Source organism: Variovorax sp. LjRoot290 (genome assembly GCF_964253985.1).
Taxonomy (GTDB): domain Bacteria; phylum Pseudomonadota; class Gammaproteobacteria; order Burkholderiales; family Burkholderiaceae_C; genus Variovorax.
Map to the genome: position 1 here is coordinate 2538478 of NZ_CAXURW020000001.1, position 19818 is coordinate 2558295.

Genomic DNA, 19818 nt, shown 5'->3' on the forward strand with positions numbered 1-19818 from the left:
CTTCGTGGCCTGCGCGCCCGGGGTTACAGCGCACGGCACAATCCGCCGGATTTCTTTTTTTGGCTGCGCCTGTAACCGGCTTGAGCGAAAGCACGAATGACAAGTGGGAGCCCGATGGCAAAGAGCGAAGCGGAGACGGTGCTGCACGACCTGTTCGTGCGGGGCCTGGACGGCGACGCCCAGGCCTATCACGCGTTTCTGCAGAAGCTCAGCGCACACCTGCGCGCGTTCCTGGGCAGGCGGCTGTTCGGCTGGCCCGACGAAGTGGAAGACCTTGTCCAGGAATGCCTGCTCGCCATGCACAACCAGCGCCACACCTACCAGAGCGACCAGCCGCTGACGGCCTGGGTGCATGCGATCGCGCGCTACAAGATGATCGACCTGCTGCGCGCCAAGGCCAGCCGCGAGGCGCTCAACGATCCGCTGGACGACGAGCTGGCCGTCTTCGCCGAATCGGCCACCGAGGCCAGCGACGCGCGCCGCGACCTGGCGGGCCTGCTCGACACCTTGCCCGACCGGCATCGCCTGCCGATCGTGCACGTCAAGCTCGAAGGCCTGTCGGTGGCCGAGGCGGCGCGCAAGACCGGCATGTCGGAATCGGCGGTCAAGGTCGGCATCCACCGCGGGCTCAAGGCGCTGGCGCTGAAGATCGGAAAGTCCTCATCATGAAAACAGACGAGCTCGTTGCCCTGCTGGCGCGCGAAGCACCACCGGTGCCGCGGCATGCGGCCGCACGGCGCCTCACGATTGCGCTCTTGGCCGGCGTGCCGCTGTCGATCGCGTGGATGGTCATCGAGTACGGCGTGCGGCGCGACCTGGTGCAGACCATGTTCTGGCCGATGTTCTGGGTCAAGCTGGCTTTTCCGCTGTGCATCGCCATTGCGGGCTTCGTGGTGGTGCAGCGCCTTGCGCGCCCCGGTGCGCGGGTCCGCGCCGCATGGCTGGGCCTGGCGCTGCCGGTGCTGGCGCTGTGGGTGATGGGGTTCGCGGCCTGGTTTCTCGCGCCTGCGGACGAGCGCACGGCCTTGCTCTGGGGCCAGACCTGGCGCACTTGCGCCTTCAATATCGCCGCGATCTCGGTGCCGGTGTTCGTGGCCTCGCTGGTCGCACTGAAGAGCCTGGCACCGACGCAACCGGCACTGGCCGGTGCTGCGGCCGGCGCCATGTCAGCGGGGGTGGGGGCGGCGATCTATGCCTTGCACTGCCAGGAACTGGCGGCGCCGTTCCTGGCGATCTGGTATGTGGCGGGGATGGTGTTGCCTGTGGTGGCGGGGGCGGCTGTTGGGCATCGGCTGCTGCGATGGTGAACTCACCTCTTGCATAGGCCGAGCACCCACTCCTGCTCCGTGCAGACACGCCCTTGGGGTTGCTGCACGGCCCAGGCCGGCGCACCGGCCGCTGCCTGACCGGCGATGCAGGCGCGCATGCGCTTTTCCATCGGCGCGTAGTAGCGCCATCCCTGGCTGAGGGCAGGAAGCTCCAGGCGCACTTGCTTCCACTTGGGATGCCCATTGGCCTGGAGCTTGTCGAAGTTCTTGCAAAGCGACTCGGCAAAACGGCCGAGGTTTCCGACCGTCGACTGCAAGCCGTAGTCATAGGTGACCAGGTAGGCCTTCACGGTGAGGGTGGGAATGTCGGCCGTGAGCCATGTGGAGTAGCTCGCGGCGCGTATGGTCGCGGGAAAGTAGGTCTTCTTCGCACGCGCTGTTTCCGGCGCCGCGTCGTCCAGCTTCAGGATCTTGATGTAGTTGCGCGCCTCGGGCTTCATGTCCGAGAACAGCTTGGCCGGCTGTCCGGCAACGATGATGGCGACGTCGATCGATTTGTCGACGGTGAGCTTGGCGAGCGCCTCCTCGTTGCTCAGATACTGCGCGTTGGCAGCCGGTATCTGCTCGCCGAACATCAGCTGGTATAGCGTTCTCGAGGTGAGCGCCGTACCGCTGCCGAGCGCTCCGACTGCAATCTTCTTGTTCTTGATCTCGTGGATGGAGCTCAGCGGCGAATCGGCACGGGCGACGAAATAGATCTCCTCATCGTAGAGCGGCATGATGAGCCGCAGCGGACGGATGATGTTGCCCGCGTCGGCGTTTCCGGCCTTCGCCTCGTCCAGGAAGGCCTGGTAGACGTCGGACTGCACCAGGGCCAGCTTGACCCCCGGCTCGAAGCGCATGCGCTGAACGTTCTCCGCCGAACCCTTGGACTCCATGACCTCGAGCTCGATGCCGGCGGGCTCGGCGACCCACTTGGCAAGGTCGCGGCCGATCTGGATGTAGGTGCCGGTTTTCGATGCGGTGACTATCTTGTACTGCGCCCTGGGCTGCGCGGCGGCCGAGGACAGGAGGGCCATTGCTATCAGGCCCGTCAGGATTGATCTGATTGGCATTGCTGGCTCCAGTGAAGAGTCGTCATGGTAGTCCTGTCGGGCGATTAGCGGTACTCCGCGCTGCCCGCGCATCTCATCTCATCTCTCGCACAGAGCCAGTGCCGCAAGCGCGGCATCGCACTCGGTCTTCTGGGGGGCCGTCACGCCGCTCACCGGCGCGGGGACGGCGATTGGCGGCACTTCAGCTGCCGGCGGCGCTGGGCCAGGGGCCGGAGCAGGGGCCGGATCGCTAAGCCCGAGCGCCTTGGCCGCCCTAAGGGTGGCATCACGCAGCTGTTCACGCTTGGCCGTTTGCTCCCGCACGCGCTGATCGAGCTCGTCCTTCAACGCCCGCACGTCCGGATGATCCGGATGCGCGGCGGCCAGGGGGACCAGCGCGCGCTCCGCGGCTGTGAGGTCGCCGCGGCTCAAGGCGCTCTGCGCTTGCGCCAGTTTCGCCGTGAACTCTTGCAACCTGTCCGTCTCGTTCTGCTTGTCGAAATAGAGATAACCCAGAGCCAGGGCGAGCACAGCCAGAACCAGCGCCGCTGCCGTGCCCGTTGCCGAGCGCTTGAGGGCAGCGCCGGAAGGCGGCGCCACGGCAATCTGCGCGGGCAGCTCCTCTTGCCATCCAAGCCGGGCGGGGACGATGCGCGCAAGCTCGGAGCTCACATCCTCTTGGGTCTCATTGACAGGGGTTTCAAGCTCAGGCTCGAGGGCGGCCTCTGCCGCATCGGCGCCAAACGTGACGGACGCATCCTCGCCGCAGTACGGACAAAACTTGACCCGCCCATGCAACAGCGCAGCGCAGCGCTGGCAAGGCGCCGAGAGGTCCAGGTCCGATTTGGCCAAGCCCGGTTGGACGAGACGGCTCATGAGTCGATCCGCCAGCCCGGCGAGCGGCGCTTGTCGGGGTGATAGAGATACAGGTGGCCCGAATAGACGAACGGTCGCGTCGCCCACGGCCTGGGCATTCTGTCGACCCAGAACTGCACGTCATGCTCGCCGCGCAATTCGAAGGTGGTGGTGTACGTCTCGTTCGATGCGAAAAGGTCATCCACCGAGCGGGTATTCGACACGCGCGCACACAGCAGGGTCGATGCTGAAGTCGATGCCAGCAACGGGAAGATCACTTCGTCGGCGCTGGCAACAGGACTGTCGTCTTCGGGATCCAACCAGGGATCGCCCCGCAGGCGTGTCTCAAGCTGAAAACACGCGGCCCCGGTGCAGAGCCGCGGTGAACTTGCCGGTCTGATTTCCGGTTCGCTGAGTCCCAGTTGAACAAAGACGATTTGCCCTCCCTGCTCGTCCTGCAGCAAGCACTGCTGCCATAGATGGCCGCTGTCGGAAAGGTAGGGGCTGCCCAGATCGAAGCGGGGCGTGATGCCAGACGCCCATGGCAGAAAGGACGTTTCGAGCGCGGTGCCGCTGCCGCGCTTGACGATCAGTTGGCCCATCGCGGTCATCCAGATGATCTGCCGGCGATCAGCCAGCGGGCGAAACCATGCCGCTGTCGCGGTCGCGGCAGCGACTTTCGGCCCATGGACACGGCGAAGAGCACTGCCCTTTGGATTCAACGCGTAAACGCCGAGTTTTCTGTCTTCTTCCAGCATGGGCACATAGACCCTGCCTTTCCACATGACCGGCGCGCCTGCGCAGCGTCTGCCCACGAGCTGCGATTCGTAGGTCCGGGCCACAGGATTGACGGTCACGATGGCCAGCCCGTCCTCGGTAGGCATGAACAGCTTGGTGGATCCTTGCGGGTCCTTCACCACCATGCCCCAGGCGTGGTCGTCGAGAGAGCTCTCGACGAGTATCTCCGCTCCTCTGGGGTAGACCTCCAGCCAGCACTCCGAGTGCGGCAGCCAGTGATAGATGAGTCCCCGCGAAGCGTCGAGGGCGAACAATCCGGACTCGCATGCATGGCACGTGCTCACAAGGAACTGGTAGTTTCCCGCAGGCGGCATCCCCAGATGGCGGTCCGGCAGAGACTCGACGCTCAGCGTTGGCCGCAGCGCCAGGCGAACGGCTGTCTGTCCCAGCCCTTGCGGCTGGTCGGCAGCGGAACCATCGCCGCCGAAAGGCGGCAGCCACGTATCCAGATGGGCGATAGGCGGTTCAGGCAGCGCTCTACCGGTGATGGGAGAAAACTTGAACGCCCCGGGGTAGAGTGCGACCGGCTTGGCCCCCCGATCCGCCTCATCGAAGCTGACGCGCGCCCCGACCAGCGTCGCCAGGTCGAGCGGGTTGTACGCTGCCGGGGCTGCACCCAGCCCGCGGTAGTCGGCGAGACCAAAAGCACCCGTCGTCGGATTGCGCGACCAGACCTGATCGCCCAGCTCCCAACGCTCGTTCTGATGAGACGTCGTCAGCGACGTGGACATTCATCCAGTGTGCGGCCGGATATGGCCGTTGCTGATGAGGGAATCCCCGCCCTGGACGGGAGAGTGTCAACTCACCGCTGCCGTCATCAGCGACGCGTCTTCGCGCCGAAAATCCCACCCAGTACCCCGCGCAGGATCTCCTTGCCGACGGTGGTGCCCATGGTCCGCACCGCCGACTTGGCCATCGTCTGCGCAAGCCCATCGCGCTTGCCGCCGCGCGGGCCCGTGGAGCCGAACAGGATCTCGTTCAGCCCACCCATCAGCCCACCCGATTCCTCCGCCGCTGCAGCGCCAGGCTTGCCTTTGATAGCCGGCGCGTCAGGCGCCGTCTCGGCCCGTCCCTTGAGCTTTTCGTACGCCGACTCGCGGTCTACGGCCTTCTCATAAACCCCGGCCACCAGCGAGTTCGCAATCAACGCCTGCCGCTGCGCAGCAGTGATCGGCCCGATCTGGCTCCCCGGCGGCAGCACATACACACGCTCGGTGATCGTCGGCCGCCCCTTGCCGTCGAGAAAACTCACCAGCGCCTCCCCAACCGCCAGCTCCGTGATCGCCGTCTCGATATCCAACCCCGGCTTCTGCCGCATCGTCGTGGCTGTCGCCTTCACGGCCTTCTGATCCCGCGGCGTAAAGGCCCGCAGCGCGTGCTGCACGCGATTGCCCAACTGCGCCAGCACCGTATCCGGAATGTCCAGCGGGTTCTGCGTCACGAAGAACACGCCCACGCCCTTGGAGCGCACCAGTCGCACCACGAGCTCGATGCGTTCGACCAGGGCCTTGGGCGCCTCGTTGAAGAGCAAATGGGCCTCGTCGAAGAAGAACACCAGCTTGGGCTGCTCCGGGTCGCCGATCTCGGGCAGTTGCTCGAACAGCTCCGACAGCAGCCACAAGAGGAAGGTGGCGTAGAGCCGCGGCGAGTTCATCAGCTTGTCGGCGGCGAGGATGTTGACCACGCCCCTGCCGTCCGCGGTCTGCATGAAGTCCGCGATGTTGAGCATCGGCTCGCCGAAGAACTTGTCGCCGCCCTGGCTCTCGATCTGCAGTAGGCCGCGCTGGATCGCGCCCACGCTGGCGGCGCTGATGTTGCCGTATTCGGTGGTGAACTGGCTCGCGTTCTCGCCCACGTGCTGCAGCATGGCGCGCAGGTCCTTCAGGTCGAGCAGCAGCAGGCCGTTGTCGTCCGCGATCTTGAACACCAGGTTCAGCACGCCGGCCTGGGTTTCGTTGAGGTTGAGCATGCGGCCCAAGAGCAGCGGGCCCATGTCGGAGACGGTGGCGCGCACCGGGTGGCCCTGTTCGCCGAACACGTCCCACAGCGTGACGGGGCAGGCGAGGGGCTGGGGCAGCTCGATGCCGCGTTCCTTGAGGGTGGCGGCCATCTTCTCGCCGATGCTGCCTTGCTGGCTGGCGCCGGTCAGGTCGCCCTTGACGTCGGCCATGAACACCGGCACGCCGATGTTCGAAAGCTGTTCGGCAATGGTCTGCAAGGTGACGGTTTTGCCGGTGCCGGTGGCGCCGGTGATCAGGCCGTGGCGGTTGGTCAGGCCCGGCAGCAGGGCGCATTCGATGGTGTCGTGGCGGGCGATCAGAAGGGGGTCGGCCATGGGTGCTCCCGGTCAGTGGTACGCAGCGGAGTCTATCGAAGCGGCCTCCTATAATTCGCACCCCGTGCGATAGTTCATTCAAAAGTTCTCGGAGTTTGATTTGTCATCGACCCAGCCCCCTATTTCCGCCGTCGGCGATGCGCCCGAACAGTCAGCCCTCGAGAACGAGCTGGCTGTTCTTCTTGTGGAGTCGCTCAATCTCGAGATCGCACCCTCCGAGATCGTGCCCACGGCGCCGCTGTACGGGGAAGGCCTGGGGCTCGATTCGATCGACATCCTCGAAGTCGCGCTCGAGGTCTCGCGCAAGTACGGCTTCCAGCTGCGCTCCGATGACGAGCGCAATCAGCAAATCTTCCAGTCGCTGCGCAGTCTTGCGGCCCACGTCGCGCAGAATCGCGGCGCTTCCTGATCCATGTCTCGATGGCGCATGGCGCTCCTGCTGCTCGCGGGGGTGGCCTATGCCGGCGTTTCCCATTGGATGATGCTGTACCACGCCGCCGCGCCCTGGGCGGTGGGGGTGCTGCTCGCACCGCTGTGGCTGGCAGCGCTGGGCCTGGCCGGTAGCCGCTTCGGCGCCTGGGGCCTGGCAGTGGCCGGCGCGGCCGGTGTGATCGGCTTCGCGCTGGTGCTGCGCGGCGAGGCGGGGGACCCCAATCGGCTCTATGTGTTGCAGCACGCGGGCATCAACGCCTTGCTGTGCGGATGGTTCGGCAGCACGCTGCGCGGCGACCGCCTGTCGCTGATCGGCCAGTTCGCCGAGCGCATCCATCCGCTGTCGCCGGCCATGCGTGCCTACACCGCGCGCGTGACCTGTGTCTGGACCGCCTATTTCGCGCTCATGACCGTGGCCTCGATCGCGGTCTATGCCTTCCTGCCCTTCGCCGCCTGGTCGGTGCTGGCCAATCTGCTCACCCCTCTGATGGTGGCGGGGCTGTTCCTGGGCGAGTACCTTCTGCGCTATCGGCTGCATCCCGAATTCGAGCGCACCCGCCTGATCGACACGGTGCGCGCGTTCTACGGTGCGCCGGTCGATACCCACACCCGGCGATGAATCCGATTCCGCTTCTTTCCGATCGCGATCCTGAAGCGCCGCTCGCTTGGCGTCACGGCGTGCCGGTGAGCGCGCGCCAGTTCCTGGCCGACGTCGCGCGCTTTGCACCCGAGCTGGAGGCCGGCGGCCCGGTGATCAACCTCTGCGTCGACCGCTATGCCTTCGCGGTCAGCCTGGCGGCCGCACTGGTGCGCGGCGAGACCAGCCTGCTGCCGCCCGATGCACGGCCCGACACGCTGGCGCGCCTCGTCGAGGCCGGCGGCCACACCTTCGCCATCGTGGACGCGCAACAGGCCGAGACGCCGGGCATGCCGCGCATCCTGATCGAGAACCGCGCGCCCGTCGCCGACGCGGGCGATCGGCCTGTGCCCGAGATCGCGAGCGACCTGCATGCCGTCAGCCTGCTGACCTCCGGCTCGACCGGCACGCCACAGCCGCATGCCAAGTCGTGGCAGACGCTGGTGGGCGACGTGGCCGCGGCGGTCGATCGCTTGTCCGGCCTGCTCGGGCGCCCCTCGCTGGCCGGCCTCACGCTGGTGGCGACGGTGCCGGTGCAGCACAGCTACGGCCTCGAATCCTCGGTGCTGCTGGCCATGCTGGGCGGTGCCGCTTTCGATAGCGGACGGCCCTTCTTCCCGGCCGATGTCGCGGCGGCGCTGGCCTCGGTGCCGCAGCCGCGCGCGCTGGTGACCACGCCTTTCCATCTCAAGACCCTGCTGCTCTCGGGCGTGGCGCTGCCGCCGGTGGACCTGATTCTCTCGGCCACCGCGCCGCTCTCGCCGCAGCTCGCGGCCCAGGCCGAAGAGGCCACGGGCGGCATGCTGATCGAGATCTACGGCAGCACCGAATCGGGCCAGGTCGCGACGCGGCGGCCCACCCAGAGCGAGGTCTGGGAGACCTTCGGCCAGATCCGCGTGCATGCCGAGCACGACGCCGAGGGCGGCGAGCGCTTCATCTTCGAAGGCGATTTCATCCCCGAGCCGACGCCGCTGGCCGACGTGCTGGAGCTGGTCGACGATCGCCGCTTCCGCCTGCTGGGCCGCGCCAACGACCTGATCCACGTAGCTGGCCGGCGCAGCTCGCTGGGCTACCTCAATCACCATCTCAACAGCATCCCGGGGGTCGTGGACGGTGCCTTCTGGCTGCCCGACGACGTGACCGACGGTGTGGTGCGGCCGGTGGCTTTCGTGGTGGCGCCGGCGCTCGATGCGCACGCGATCATCGCGGCGCTGCGCGAACGGCTGGAAGCGGTGTTCGTGCCGCGCCGCGTGGTGCACGTCACGGCCTTTCCGCGCGAGGGGACGGGCAAGCTCACCGCCAGGGCACTGCGCGAGTTCGCGCTGGCGCAGCTCGCCTCCGACGGCACGCCGGTGCAGCTTACGCACGAGGTGCCGGCGGACCATCCGGCTTTCGCGGGTCATTTCCCGGGCCAGCCCTTGCTGCCCGGTGCGCTGCTGCTGTCGGAAGTGCTCGAAGCCGTGCAGGGCGTGCCCGCGCTGGCGGCCCGGCTCGGTGCACAGCCGACGCTGGCGGCGGCCAAGTTCCTCGCGCCGGTGCGCCCGGGCAGCACGCTCGTGATCGACCTCATTCCCGAAACCGGCGCCTCGCGCGGGCTGCGCTTCGAGGCGCACTCTTCCGGGGTGACGGTGGCGAGCGGGCGCTGGACGCCGGGCAGCACGGCATGAGCAGCATTCCGCCCGAGGCCGGCGACGCGAAGCCGCGCCAGGCCGACTGGTCACGCATGCCCGAGCGCAGCAACATGCTGGCGTTGCGCGTGATCTGCTGGATCGCCATCAAATGCGGGCGGCCGTTGGCGCGTCTCATCCTGCATCCGATCAGCCTCTACTTCCTGCTGTTTTCGCCGGCGCAGCGGCGCCACATCAAGCGCTACTTGTTCCGGGCGATCGGCCCGAATGCCGGTTGGGTCGATGGCTATCGGCTGCTCCATGCCTTTGCTTCAACGGTGCTCGATCGCATCTATTTGCTGCGCGGCCGCCTGGACCTGTTCGACATCCGGGTCTATGGCAATCTGCCGGTCGAAGCCGAAGCGCACGCGGGGCGGGGCGCCTTCCTGCTGGGGGCGCACATCGGCAGCTTCGAGGCGATGGGCGCCTGCAAGCAGCAGAGCCAAAACCCCGAAGACCTGCGGCTCGCGATGTTGATGTACCAAGACAACGCACAGCAGATCACCACGGTGCTCGACGCGATCAGCCTGCCCGGCCTGCGGCCCCACATCATCGCCCTGGGCCGGCCGCATTCGATGCTCGCGCTGCGCGACTGGCTCGACGGCGGCGGCCTCGCGGGCCTCCTGGCCGATCGCACGCTGGCGGGTCCGGACGAGGCGGGCCAGCAACGCGGCAACAGCATCGAGCTGCCTTTTCTCGGGCAGCCGGCGCTCATCAACGATGGCCCGTTCCGGCTGGCCGCGCTGCTGCGTCGCAAGGTGTTCTTCATGGCCGGGCTCTATGTCGGAGGGGCGCGCTACGATGTCCGCTTCGAGCCGCTGGCCGACTTCAGCGAGCGCATATCCGACCCGGCGGAGCGGGAACGCCGCATCCACGCCGCGCTCGAAACTTATGTGGCACGGCTCGAGGCCTTGTGCCGTGCCTATCCCTACAACTGGTTCAATTTTCATGACTTCTGGCTCGAAGATTCGGCTTGAGCGCTGGGGCAGGGGACTGCTGGCGGTGCTGGCTTTTTCCGCATCATCCGCCTGGGCCCTCGACCTTCCTGAACTGATGGGCCTCCTCGCCAAGCAGAAGAGCGGCGAGGCGCGCTTCACCGAGCAGCGCTTCGTGCGCGGCCTCGAAGGCCCGCTGGACGCCAGCGGCACGCTGAGCTTCCAGGCACCCGACCGGCTGACGCGGCGCACGCTCACGCCACGCCCCGAGACCATGGCGGTCGACGGCAACACGCTGACCTTGTCGCGCGGCGGACGCACGCGCACCATGACGCTCGACAGCATGCCCGAGCTGCTCGGCATGGTCGAAGCCATGCGCGGCACCTTGAACGGCAATACCCAAAGCCTCGCGCGCTACTTCCGCACCTCGGTCTCCGGCACCCCCGACAAGTGGACGCTGGACCTCGTGCCCATCGATGAGAAGCTCGCGGCCCAGGTGCGCACGCTGCGCCTGAGCGGGCGCGCGGGCGAAGTGCTCGGCATCGAGATGGAGTTCATCGGCGGCGACCGCTCGGTGATGAGCATCACACCCACGCGCACCGCGCCGTGACGCGCCACGCTGCCGCACCCGGCCGGCGGCGCATCGCGCTGGTGCTCGGCATCTGGCTGCTGGCGCTCGCGGCGGGCGTCGCGCTGATCGCGCGCACGCATTTCAGCGCCGACCTCTCGGCCTTCCTGCCCGAAAGCCCCGACGAGCGGCAGCGCGTCTTGATCGAGCAGGTGCAAAGCGGGATCGCATCGCGCACGCTCTTCATCGGCATCGAGGGCGGCAAGGATGCCGCGCAACGCGCCGAGGTGTCGCGCGCCGTGGCCGCGGCGATGCGCGAGAGCGAGCTCTTCGACCAGGTGCAGAACGGCGACACCAGCGACTGGAAGGAGTCCGGCACCTGGCTCTTCGACAACCGCTACCGGCTGGCGCCCGACGTGAGGCCCGAGCGCTTCACCGCCGCCGGCTTGCGAGATGCGATCGTCGACACCTTGTCGCTGCTCGGCACGCCGGCCGGCAACATCACCAAGCCGTTGCTGGAGCGCGACCCCACGGGCGAGACGCAGCGCATCGCCGAAGGCCTGATCCCCGCGAGCTCGCCGCGCAGCGAACACGGCGTCTGGGCCTCGCGCCGCGCGCCGCGCGCACTGATCCTGGCGACCACGCATGCGGCCGGCAGCGACCTGGACGCGCAGGCGCTCGCGGTCGAGCGCGTGCGCAGCGCCTTCGAGGCCGCCACGCGCGAAATGGGCAGCGCCGGCCCGCGGCTGCAGATGAGCGGCGCGCCGGTGTTCTCGGTGCAGAGCCGCGACCAGATCAAGGGCGAGGCGATCAAGCTCGCCACCGTCGGCGGCATCGTCATGGGCGTGTTGCTGTTGCTGGCCTTTGCCTCGCCGCGCGCGCTGGTGATCGCGGTACTGCCGGTCGCGACCGGCGTGGTGGGCGGCACGGCGGCGGTCAGCCTGTGGTTCGGCGAAGTGCACGGGCTCACGATGGGCTTCGGCAGCACGCTGATCGGCGAGACCGTCGACTACGCGATCTACTACCTGATCCAGGCGCGCGGCGCGGCAGTGCCGGGCACCGGCTGGCAACGCTGGCGCGACATCCATTGGCCCACCGTGCGGCTGGGCCTGCTGACCTCGGTCTGCGGCTTCGCGGCGCTGGTGTTCTCGGGCTTCCCCGGGCTCGCACAGCTCGGCGTGTTCTCGCTGGCCGGCCTGATCGCCGCAGCGCTCGTCGCGCGCCACGTGCTGCCGGTGCTGGCGCCCGACGGTGCGACCGGCATGGGCATGCGGCGCCAGATGGCCCAGGTCGCAGGCGTCATCGTCCGTGCGTTGCCGCGCCTGCGCTACCTGTTCGCGGGCCTGGGCGCGGCCGCACTGGCGCTGGTGCTGTGGCAGGGCGGCCATCTGTGGCGGGCTGAACTCAGCGCCATGAGCCCGGTGCCCAAGGCGGCGCAGCAGCTCGACGAGGAACTGCGTGCCGACATCGGCGCCAGCGACGGCGGCACGCTGGTCGTGGTCCGCGGCGCCGACGAGCAGGCCACCTTGCGCAACGCCGAGGCCGCAGCCGCGAAGCTCGAAGCGCTGGTGGACCAGGGCGAACTGGCTGGCTTCGAGAGCGTCACGCGCCTGCTGCCCAGCGAGGCCGCGCAGGCCGCGCGCATCGCCAGCCTGCCCGATGCCGCGACGCTGAAGACGCGGCTGGCCGAAGCGACCCAGGGCCTGCCGCTGCCGGCGAGCCGGCTCACGCCTTTCCTCGCCGATGTCGAGAAGGCGCGCTCGCAACCCATGATCCGGCGTGCCGATCTCGAGAACGGGCCGCTGGGCGCCGTGGTCAATGCACTGATGTTCGAGCGGCCGGGCGGCGGCTGGTCGGCGCTGATCTCGCTGCACCCCGGCGAGCGCTTCGATGCAGGGCGCCTCGCGGCGGCGCTGGCGGATGTGCCCGAGGTGCAGGTGGTCAACGTCGGCGACGAGCTGCGCGGTCTCTATCGGCGCTACCTGCACGAGGCCTTCGTGCAGGTGATGCTCGGTGCGCTGGCGGTGGTGGTGCTGCTGGGCGTCTACCTGCGCTCCGGGCGCCGGCTGCTGGCCGTGTGCGAGCCGCTGCTGGTCGCGGTGCTGCTCACGCTCGGCGGCCTGGCGGTGCTGCAGGTGCCGCTGGGCATCCTGCATCTCGTGGGCCTGCTGCTGGTGGTGGCCGTGGGCTCGAACTACGCGCTCTTCTTCGACCAGCTGCGCGAGACCGGCCGCGCCGACGAAGACACGCTGGCTTCGCTGATGCTGGCCAACCTCACGACCGTGGTTTCCTTCACGCTGATCGCGATCTCGGACATTCCCGCGCTGTCGGCGATCGGCCGCGTGGTAGCGCCTGGCGCGCTGCTCGCGCTGCTGCTGTCGGCCGCGTTTGCGCGCGGGCCTGCCGGGGCTTCGGCGGCCCGTCAGTGATGGGAAAATCCTTCCCGATGCCCCAAACTCTTTCTGCTCCCGAGTCCTGGCCCTGGCCGCCGATCATTCGCGCCAGCGTCGGCTTGCATCTGCTCGCCATCGCGGCCGGTGTGCTGGTGCCGGGGGCGGCGCCGTGGGCCATCGGCGCGATCGTGCTCAACCATGTGCTGATCACCGCCGCAGGGCTCACGCCTCGCAGCAGCCTGCTGGGCCCGAACGTGACGCGGCTGCCGCAGCCGGCCGTCGCGCGCCGCGAAGTCGCGATCACCATCGACGACGGGCCTGACCCGGAGGTCACGCCGCAGGTGCTGGACCAGCTCGACGCTCATGGCCAGCGCGCCACTTTCTTCTGCATCGCCGAGCGCGTGCTCGAACACCCGGCGCTGGCGCGCGAGATCGTGGCGCGCGGCCACAGCATTCAGAACCACACGGCGCGGCATCGGCACAACTTCTCCTTTCTCGGGCCGCGCGGTTTCGCGGCCGAGATCTCGCGCGCGCAACAGGTGCTGCAGGAAGTGACCGGCGAGCGGCCGACCTGCTTTCGCGCGCCCGCGGGCCTTCGCAATCCTTTTCTTGCGCCGGTGCTGCATCGCATGGGCCTTTCGCTCGTGAGCTGGACGCGCCGCGGATTCGACACGCGCGAGCGCAACGCGGCCACCGTGCTGGCGCGGCTCACGCGCGATCTGCAGGCAGGCGACATCCTGCTGCTCCACGACGGCCATGCGGCGCGCACGGCGGCCGGACGGCCTATCGTGCTCGAGGTATTGCCCCCCCTGTTGGCGCGCATTCATGCGAACGGCTTGCGCGCAGTCACCTTGCCGGAAGCATTGGCCGCATGAGTTCACAGGTATCGACCACCACCGACGCCGCATGGCGCCGATTGCATGAAGCGGCCACTGCGCCGTACAGGAAGGCCGGCAACTTCGCCTGGCATTTCGCGCGCGGCAAGCTGGGGCGCGATCCGGTGTTCCGCGGCCTCGTCGAACGCGGCCTGATCGGCGAGAGCCACCAGCGCGTGGTCGACATCGGCTGCGGCCAGGGACTGTTCGCGAGCCTGCTGTCGGCGATGGCCGCGATGCAGTCGCGAGCGGGCCATTGGCCGCCTGCATGGCCTACGACACCGGCCGCCGCGGAGTACACCGGCATCGAGCTGATGCCCAAGGACGTGGCTCGCGCCGAAAACTCCATCGGCCATCTGCAGCCGGCGCCGCGCTTCGTCTGCGCCGACATGTGCACGGCCGCCATGCCGGCCTGCGACCTGGTCGTGATCCTCGACGTGCTGCACTACGTCGACCACGCCGCGCAGGAGGGCGTGCTGCGGCGCGTGCATGCCGCGCTGCAGCCGGGCGGGCGATTGCTGCTGCGCGTCGGCGACATGGCCAGCCGGCGCGGTTTCGCCATCAGCCAATGGGTGGACCGCACCGTCACGCGCATCCGCGGCCATCGCGTCTCGCCGACCTGGGGCCGGCCGCTGGCGGACTGGACGGCGCTGCTGCAGCGCCTGGGCTTCTCGGTGCAGAGCATGCCGATGAGCGAAGGCACGCCCTTCGCCAACGTGCTGCTGGTGGCCGACCGCAGGGAGGCTGCGTGACCACCGCACCGCAGCAGCTCGACCAGGCCGGCATCGCGAGGCGCATTCCGCACAGCGGCAGCATGTGCCTGCTGGAGCGCCTGGTGTCGTGGGATGCGCAGGCCATCCACTGCACCACCACGACGCATCGGCGCGAGGACAACCCCTTGCGCACGGCCAGCGGGCTGTTGTCGCCGAATGCGATCGAATATGCGGCGCAGGCCATGGCCTTGCACGGCGGCCTGATCGCGGAGGAGGGCAGCGAGCCCTCGGCCGGCTTTTTGGCCAGCGCGCGCAATGTGCGCTTTGCCGCGCAGCGCCTCGACGAGGTCGAAGGCGAACTGCACGTGCATGCGCAGCGCGCCTCGGGCGACGCCAGCCAGATCCTCTACGAATTCGCGGTGAGGGACGCGCAGGGCAGGCCGCTGGCAGAAGGCCGCGCGGTGGTTGTGCTCAATACGCCGCTTGCAACGGGAGCATCCTCATGAGCCTTACCGGTAAACGCGCACTGATCACCGGCGCCAGCGGCGCTCTCGGTGCGGCCATCGCCGAGCGCTTGGCGCGCGACGGCGCCACCGTGCTGCTGCATGCCAACTCGCGGCCCGAGGCGGTCGAGCAGCTCGCGGCCACTATCATCGCCGCGGGCGGCCAGGCCGAATGCCATGTGTTCGACCTGCAGAGCGACGGGGCCTCGCGCGCCGCGTGCGAACGCATGCTGGCCGGCGGGCCGGTGCAGGTGATCGTCAACAACGCCGGCGTGCACGACGATGCGGTGCTGCCGGGCATGAGCGCCGCGCAGTGGCACAAGGTGATCGACGTCTCGCTCAACGGCTTCTTCCGCGTCACGCAGCCCTTGCTGCTGCCGATGCTGCGCACGCGCTGGGGCCGCATCCTCAACATCTCGTCGGTGGCCTCGCTGACGGGCAACCGCGGCCAGGTCAACTACGCGGCCGCCAAGGGCGCGCTCAACAGCGCGACCAAGGCGCTGTCGCTCGAAGTGGCAGCGCGCGGCGTGACCGTCAACGCCATCGCGCCCGGCATCATCGCTTCGCCGATGGCCGACGGCGTGTTCGACAAGGCGATGATCGATCAGCTGGTGCCGGTGAAGCGGGCGGGCAGGCCGGAAGAGGTGGCTGCGCTGGCGGGGTTTCTGGCCAGCGATGAGGCGGCCTACATCACGGGGCAGATCATCTCGATCAATGGCGGGATGATCTGATCAACGCTGAAACGGCGGCGCTCGCCGCAGCCGGCGCAGCAGGAGAACGGGCAAGCGCAGCACGAACTCCAGCATCAGCCGCGTGTGCATCCAGCTCAGCAGCAGGTTGTCTCGCACGTAGTTGAAGTGCGAGACGCCGCCTTCCTCGGCCGTGAGGTACTTGACCGGCGCATCGATGTTGACCGGCTTGACGCCGCGCCACGCGAGGCGCACCACGGCCTCGGTGTCGAAGTCGAAGCGGCGCATCCAGGGCTGGCGCGCCATCACTGCGATCAGCTCCGGCACCGGATAGACGCGAAAGCCGTAGAGCGAATCGCCGATGCCGGCGAACAGGGTTTCGAGCTGGGTCCAGCCGTTCGAGACGCGCCGGCCGCGCACGCGCAGCAGCGGCGCCGAGGCATCGAAGACCGGGCGGCCCAGCACCATGGTTTCGGGCCGGGCCTGTGAGGCTTGCATGAAGGCCGGGATCAGGTCGGCCGGGTGCTGCCCGTCGGAGTCCATGGTGAGCGCATGCGTGTAGCCGGCCTCCTGGGCCGCGCGCAAGCCATGCAGCACGGCCGCGCCCTTGCCCTGGTTCTGCGGCAGCACCCACACGCGCAAGCCGGGGTCGGAGGCGGCCATCCGCTGCAGGCGTTCGCCGGTACCGTCGGTGCTGCCGTCGACCACCACCCAGACCGGGCTCCATTGCGCGCGGGCCGCGCTGACCGTCGAGAACAGGCGCTCGCCCGTGTTGTAGCTGGGAATCAGGACAAGGTGGGTGCGCGAGACGTCTGGCATGCGGGCTGCGCGTCGGAGGCGCGCTGTTCCATGGGGTGGCGAAAGTATTGTTCGATCTCGTGCAGCAGCGCGTCACTGTCCTGCTGCGGCGCAAAGCGTTGCCCGAGCCGGAGCCTGAAGACGATCGGCAGCGGCGGCACGCGCCACAGCGGCCAGCCTTTGCCGAGGTAGGGCGAATCGGTGTCGATGAAGACGGTTTGGATCGGCGCCTGTGCGAGCTTGGCGATCAGCGTGACGCCGGGGCGAAAGGCATTGAGCGGCGGTATCACGGTGCGCGTGCCCTCGGGGAAGATCACCAGCTGGCCGCCGTTCTTGAGATCTTCGACCGCGAGCCGCACCATGGTGCGCGCCGAGTCGTTGCGGATGTAGCGCGCCAGCCGCGCGCCGGCCCCGAGGAAGATGTTGCGCATCAGGTCGGCCTTCATGATGCAGGCGCTGCGCGGCAGGCGCGCCACCAGCAGCAGGGCGTCGAGCATGGTCGGATGGTTGGCGACGAAGATCACGCCGCGCTCGTCGCGCAAGGCGTCGAGGCAGCTCGCGTCGATGCGCATCATGCCGATGGCCGAGGCCGTGGCCCAGAACGAGCGGTAGGCGAAGGCGATGACGCTGCGGCCGAGCGAGCGGCCCACGCGCGCCGGCAGCACCGGGTAGAGCAGCATCGCGACCAGGTTCCAGGCCAGCGAGATGCCGCCCAGCAGCAGGAGCAGGGCGTAGAGTAGCAAGGCGAGCGGAATGAAGAGGATCCAGCGCAGCAGCCGGTTCATCATGGCGTGCTCGCGCTTTCAGGCGCGCAATGAGCCGTTGGCAACCGCATGGGCCTCGATCTCCACCAGCAAGTCCTGGCGGCAGATGTCCGCCTCCAGGTAGACCGCATGGCTCACGGTGTGAGCCTCTGCGCCCAGCGTTTCTTCGAGCACCCGGCGCACGATCGGCGCATCGGCGACATGGCGCACGTACACCACGCAATCGAGGGCCGCGAGATCGAAGCGCGTGGTCGCGCGCTCGTTGGCCGCCGCGATCACCGCGCCGAGATTGCGCAGCGTTTCCTGGGTCTGCGCCACCACGTCGCCCAGGTGCACGGTTTCATGGCCGACGATGCTCGCCGTGCCCGAGATGAAGAGCGCCACGTCGCCGCCACCGATCTCGGCCAGCGCCGCGCGCGAGAAGGTCGGCGAGCGCGGGCCGTAGGTCGGCGGATAGCGGTAGGCCGAGACCTGCCGCGGGTTCTCGACCGGCAGCGGCGCGATGCGTCCCGCCAGGAAGCGGATGCACAGCGCGCCCTGGTGGATGCCGAGCGCGCAGGCAGCCGGCGCTCCTTCGAAAGCGGCTTGGCCGGCGTCGAAGAAGGCCTGCTGGCGGCCCAGGTTGAACTGCCGGTAGCGCTCGAGGCCGCCGCCGTCGCCATTGATCTGCGGCAGGTAGTTCCACACGCGCAGCAGGTGGGCGCAGCCCGTCTGCTCGAGCGACTCGAACAGGTCGCGATAGGCCCGTTGGGCGAGGGCGGCCAGGCCCACCTTTTCAGTGGCCTCGTCGAGATCGATGGCGCCCAGCATCCAGTGGCCGTCGCAGCGCCAGCGCACCACGCCGGTGGTGCCGGATTCGATGCGTTCGCTGGCATGCCACACGTCGGCCATGGCGCCCGCTCCCGAAAGAACGCGCGCATTGACCGTGGGCATCCAGGCTAGGTCGTCCGGTGTGCCGTAGCCCAGCGCGCCGAAGGGCGGGTTGCCGGCAGACAGCAGGGCCAGGCTTTGCGACAAGGACAAGCGCTGGACGCGCAGGGGCGGCACCCCGTTGAAATCGCGCGCGCTCACTGGGCCTCGACGATGTTTTCGCCGGCAAGCGGCCCGAGGTCGCGGATGTTGCTGCGTCGCCTGCGCCAGGCTTCCCAGGTGCGGCGCGGATGCCCGGCCGACACCAGGTAGTAGATTGCCTTGAGCACTCGCAGCGAGCGCCAGATCGGCGTCTTGCCGTAGATGTCGCCGGCCAGCAGCGACATGAGTGCTTCCTTTACGCGGAACGGGTTTTGCGGGTACATGAAGAACTCGCGAATGGTCGGGTTCGTGACGCGGAAGATGAACCACGAGAACTCGCGCGGACCCTTGCGCATGTAGCGCTCGAAGCGCTGCCGCGCCGGGGCGGCCTGCGCGGGTCGGTCGAGTGCGGTGGCCACCACCTCCGCGCCTTCGAAGGCGCTGTGCATCGCGAGGTAGACGCCCGAGGAGAACACCGGGTCGACGAAGGTGAAGGCATCGCCCAGCATCAGGTAGCGCTCGCCGCTGCAATGGGTGCTGGTGTACGAATAGTTACCGGTGGCGTAGACCGCGTCGCCGACCAGCGTGGCGTTCTTGAGGCGCGCGGCCAGCTGCGGGCAGCTCGCAATGGTGTCGGCGAAGAAATCCTTGAGCGGCTTGCTGCGCGACTTCAGGTAGTGCGGCCAGCACACGGCGCCGACGCTGGTCGTGCCGTCGGCCAGCGGGATGTACCAGAACCAGCCGTGCGCAAACCAGAAGATCGTGATGTTGCCCTCGAGCTTGCCCGGCAGGCGCTCGGCATTCGTGAAGTGGCCGAAGAGGGCCGAGCTGTTGTGCTTTGGGTTCTTCTGCTTGGCCTTGAACTTGTTCGACAGGAAGGTGTCGCGGCCGGAGGCGTCGATGACGAAGCGTGCGCGCCAGTTGCAGGAGGCGCCGTCGTCCAGCGTGGCCTGGACGGTGGCGCCGTCGTCGTCGAAGCGTACGTCGCGCACCCGGCAGCCTTCGATGGCCTGCGCGCCCTGGGTGGTGGCGTTGCGGAACAGGATCTCGTCCATCTCGGAGCGCCGCACCTGCCAGGCATAGGGCATCGACTTGTCCCAGGCCTCGGCGAATTCGACCATTTGCGCGTGATCGTGATCGGGCGAAACGAATTCGACGCCCCACTTGGGCATGCCGATGCGCTCGAGCTCGTCGCGCAGGCCCAGCTTGTCGAACAGTGCCACGTTGGCCGGCAGGAGCGATTCGCCGATGTGGAAGCGCGGATGGCGCGCCTTCTCGAGCAGCACGACCTTGCGGCCCTGCCGCGCCAGCAGGGCGGCGGCCGTGGAGCCGGCCGGGCCGCCGCCGATCACGAGCACGTCGCAAGTCTGCGGCGAAAGCGCGGCGGGTTCGGCTGTTGTTGTAGGGATGTTCATGCGCTTTGACTGGGATGGATTCCAAGAAGATGCCCGATCGGACGTGGCGCATCAGCGGCGGATTATCC

Annotated in this window: 20 protein-coding genes; 12 read left to right on the forward strand and 8 right to left on the reverse strand. The window is 68.4% G+C overall.

The genetic code is table 11. From position 1 onward, the window contains the following. Window positions 1–114: 114 nt before the first annotated feature. Complete coding sequence (locus ACSQ9A_RS12755; protein WP_436290504.1) at window positions 115–669, forward strand: sigma-70 family RNA polymerase sigma factor; 555 nt, start codon at window positions 115–117, stop codon at window positions 667–669. Then, window positions 666–1307 (forward strand): NrsF family protein, encoded by a 642-nt coding sequence (locus ACSQ9A_RS12760; RefSeq protein ID WP_436303902.1) that lies wholly within the window; start codon window positions 666–668, stop codon window positions 1305–1307. Before ACSQ9A_RS12755 ends, ACSQ9A_RS12760 begins: the two co-directional genes overlap by 4 nt. Before the next feature lie 2 nt (window positions 1308–1309). Here ACSQ9A_RS12760 and ACSQ9A_RS12765 read toward each other — a convergent pair whose 3' ends face one another. From ACSQ9A_RS12765 to ACSQ9A_RS12780, 4 genes are all read right to left on the reverse strand, one after another. Next, window positions 1310–2383: a TAXI family TRAP transporter solute-binding subunit gene (locus ACSQ9A_RS12765; RefSeq protein ID WP_093107701.1), complete on the reverse strand. Its 1074-nt coding sequence runs from the start codon at window positions 2381–2383 to the stop codon at window positions 1310–1312. 78 nt (window positions 2384–2461) lie between these two features. Continuing rightward, window positions 2462–3238 (reverse strand): hypothetical protein, encoded by a 777-nt coding sequence (locus ACSQ9A_RS12770; RefSeq protein ID WP_436303903.1) that lies wholly within the window; start codon window positions 3236–3238, stop codon window positions 2462–2464. After that, the gene (locus ACSQ9A_RS12775; protein ID WP_436303904.1) at window positions 3235–4746 is read right to left on the reverse strand and encodes a hypothetical protein; all 1512 of its coding nucleotides are present in this window, start codon (window positions 4744–4746) and stop codon (window positions 3235–3237) included. The genes ACSQ9A_RS12770 and ACSQ9A_RS12775 overlap by 4 nt, the downstream gene beginning before the upstream one ends. 86 nt (window positions 4747–4832) lie before the next feature. Next, window positions 4833–6350, reverse strand: a complete 1518-nt coding sequence (locus ACSQ9A_RS12780; RefSeq protein WP_436303905.1) for a helicase HerA-like domain-containing protein — start codon at window positions 6348–6350, stop codon at window positions 4833–4835. A gap of 100 nt (window positions 6351–6450) precedes the next feature. On the opposite strand from ACSQ9A_RS12780, the gene ACSQ9A_RS12785 reads away from it, so the two are divergent. From ACSQ9A_RS12785 to fabG, 10 genes are read left to right on the forward strand one after another with little or no spacing between them, the layout of a single operon-like run. Further along, window positions 6451–6759 carry a phosphopantetheine-binding protein gene (locus tag ACSQ9A_RS12785; RefSeq protein ID WP_093107687.1) on the forward strand — a complete coding sequence of 103 codons (309 nt, stop codon included), beginning with the start codon at window positions 6451–6453 and terminating at the stop codon, window positions 6757–6759. A gap of 3 nt (window positions 6760–6762) precedes the next feature. Beyond that, a complete protein-coding gene (locus ACSQ9A_RS12790; protein ID WP_436303906.1) occupies window positions 6763–7401 on the forward strand; it encodes a hypothetical protein in 639 nt (212 codons plus the stop codon). After that, entirely contained in the window at window positions 7398–9086 is a 1689-nt protein-coding gene (locus tag ACSQ9A_RS12795; RefSeq protein ID WP_436303907.1) for an AMP-binding protein, read from the forward strand. Before ACSQ9A_RS12790 ends, ACSQ9A_RS12795 begins: the two co-directional genes overlap by 4 nt. After that, a complete protein-coding gene (locus tag ACSQ9A_RS12800) occupies window positions 9083–10063 on the forward strand; it encodes an acyl-CoA synthetase (RefSeq protein WP_436290496.1) in 981 nt (326 codons plus the stop codon). The genes ACSQ9A_RS12795 and ACSQ9A_RS12800 overlap by 4 nt, the downstream gene beginning before the upstream one ends. Continuing rightward, entirely contained in the window at window positions 10035–10631 is a 597-nt protein-coding gene (locus ACSQ9A_RS12805; RefSeq protein ID WP_093107679.1) for a LolA-related protein, read from the forward strand. Before ACSQ9A_RS12800 ends, ACSQ9A_RS12805 begins: the two co-directional genes overlap by 29 nt. After that, entirely contained in the window at window positions 10628–13018 is a 2391-nt protein-coding gene (locus tag ACSQ9A_RS12810; protein WP_436303908.1) for an MMPL family transporter, read from the forward strand. The genes ACSQ9A_RS12805 and ACSQ9A_RS12810 overlap by 4 nt, the downstream gene beginning before the upstream one ends. Then, entirely contained in the window at window positions 13018–13857 is an 840-nt protein-coding gene (locus tag ACSQ9A_RS12815) for a polysaccharide deacetylase family protein (RefSeq protein WP_436303909.1), read from the forward strand. Before ACSQ9A_RS12810 ends, ACSQ9A_RS12815 begins: the two co-directional genes overlap by 1 nt. Then, window positions 13854–14609, forward strand: a complete 756-nt coding sequence (locus ACSQ9A_RS12820; protein WP_436303910.1) for a methyltransferase domain-containing protein — start codon at window positions 13854–13856, stop codon at window positions 14607–14609. The genes ACSQ9A_RS12815 and ACSQ9A_RS12820 overlap by 4 nt, the downstream gene beginning before the upstream one ends. Beyond that, window positions 14606–15076 carry a hydroxymyristoyl-ACP dehydratase gene (locus ACSQ9A_RS12825; RefSeq protein WP_436303911.1) on the forward strand — a complete coding sequence of 157 codons (471 nt, stop codon included), beginning with the start codon at window positions 14606–14608 and terminating at the stop codon, window positions 15074–15076. Before ACSQ9A_RS12820 ends, ACSQ9A_RS12825 begins: the two co-directional genes overlap by 4 nt. Continuing rightward, window positions 15073–15804 carry a 3-oxoacyl-ACP reductase FabG gene (gene fabG / locus ACSQ9A_RS12830; protein WP_436303912.1) on the forward strand — a complete coding sequence of 244 codons (732 nt, stop codon included), beginning with the start codon at window positions 15073–15075 and terminating at the stop codon, window positions 15802–15804. Before ACSQ9A_RS12825 ends, fabG begins: the two co-directional genes overlap by 4 nt. On the opposite strand, the gene ACSQ9A_RS12835 is transcribed toward fabG, so the two are convergent. The 4 genes from ACSQ9A_RS12835 to ACSQ9A_RS12850 are packed head-to-tail and all read right to left on the reverse strand — an operon-like array spanning window position 15805 to window position 19750. Next, on the reverse strand, window positions 15805–16581 hold the full coding sequence (locus tag ACSQ9A_RS12835; protein WP_436303913.1) for a glycosyltransferase family 2 protein: 777 nt from the start codon (window positions 16579–16581) through the stop codon (window positions 15805–15807). Continuing rightward, window positions 16548–17348, reverse strand: coding sequence for a lysophospholipid acyltransferase family protein (locus tag ACSQ9A_RS12840; protein WP_436303914.1), 801 nt, complete (start codon window positions 17346–17348; stop codon window positions 16548–16550). Before ACSQ9A_RS12840 ends, ACSQ9A_RS12835 begins: the two co-directional genes overlap by 34 nt. 15 nt (window positions 17349–17363) lie before the next feature. Continuing rightward, window positions 17364–18395: a hypothetical protein gene (locus ACSQ9A_RS12845; RefSeq protein WP_436290490.1), complete on the reverse strand. Its 1032-nt coding sequence runs from the start codon at window positions 18393–18395 to the stop codon at window positions 17364–17366. Then, window positions 18392–19750 (reverse strand): NAD(P)/FAD-dependent oxidoreductase, encoded by a 1359-nt coding sequence (locus ACSQ9A_RS12850; protein ID WP_093107663.1) that lies wholly within the window; start codon window positions 19748–19750, stop codon window positions 18392–18394. The genes ACSQ9A_RS12845 and ACSQ9A_RS12850 overlap by 4 nt, the downstream gene beginning before the upstream one ends. Window positions 19751–19818: the final 68 nt, after the last annotated feature.